This window comes from Endozoicomonas acroporae, from assembly GCF_002864045.1.
GTDB classification, from domain to species: Bacteria; Pseudomonadota; Gammaproteobacteria; order Pseudomonadales; family Endozoicomonadaceae; genus Endozoicomonas; species Endozoicomonas acroporae.
In genome coordinates this window covers 1-785 of sequence record NZ_PJPV01000297.1, presented here as the reverse complement: position 1 = coordinate 785, position 785 = coordinate 1, and the positions used below count along the sequence as shown (strand labels likewise).

General features: G+C 49.8%; 1 protein-coding gene. It reads right to left on the bottom strand.

Annotated features, from left to right (window positions below):
* The coding region (locus CX664_RS25385; RefSeq protein ID WP_146000387.1) for a DUF1601 domain-containing protein at positions 1-785 on the bottom strand (785 nt) is incomplete at both ends.

The following is a 785-nucleotide window of genomic DNA, read 5'->3' as shown; positions in this document are numbered from 1 at the left end:
ACAGCAGGTTGGTAATGCCCTGGGCTTTAAATTGGTCTTTCTGTGCTTTCACGAGGGGCAATAGCCTGGCCACGGCCTCGTTGAGCCCTGGTGTTCGCTCCTGCCCGTTGTCCACCAGTTTCGCCATGGCCCACAGCAGGTTGGCAATATGCTGAGGAATAAATTGGTCTTTCTGTGCGTTCACGTGGGGCAACAGTGCGGCCACAGCCGCGTTGAGCCCTGGTGTTCGCTCCTGCCCGCTGTCTACCAGTTTCGCCATAGCCCACAGCATGTTGGCGATTTCCTGGGCACCAACATAGCTGGCTTCAGGTTTTTGGTTGCACTTGAATATTATTGCATCAAGTAGTGTTGACAATAAGGCAGTTTGAGTAATCTTAACACGCTCATCCAAAGGTTTATGAGGGGTAAAAACACCCGCTGAAGTAAATGAGTGCAGTGTTGTCGTCAGGCTTCGCCAATTCCAGCTCCGCGTTGCTGTGAAATTTTGCAGCAAACGCATCAGCTGGCTTTGTTCCGCTCGATTTAACGGTCTTTTAGCAGTTGACGTGTATTTTTTAATTGAACTGGCATATAGGCCGTGATCTCTCCCATCATAGCGATGACCGAAACGGTGCGATTTACTCACCAGGCCATCCATTATTTCCTGTTGGGTGAGCGCATTAAAATCTTGAGCAGGATTTACTGAACGGCGCAGTAGATATTGAGAAGAGTATGCGCTAGAAGATTGGTAAAATTCATTACGCCTTGGAGCTGTGCGGGGGGGAGGATCCCATTGTCTGACTGTG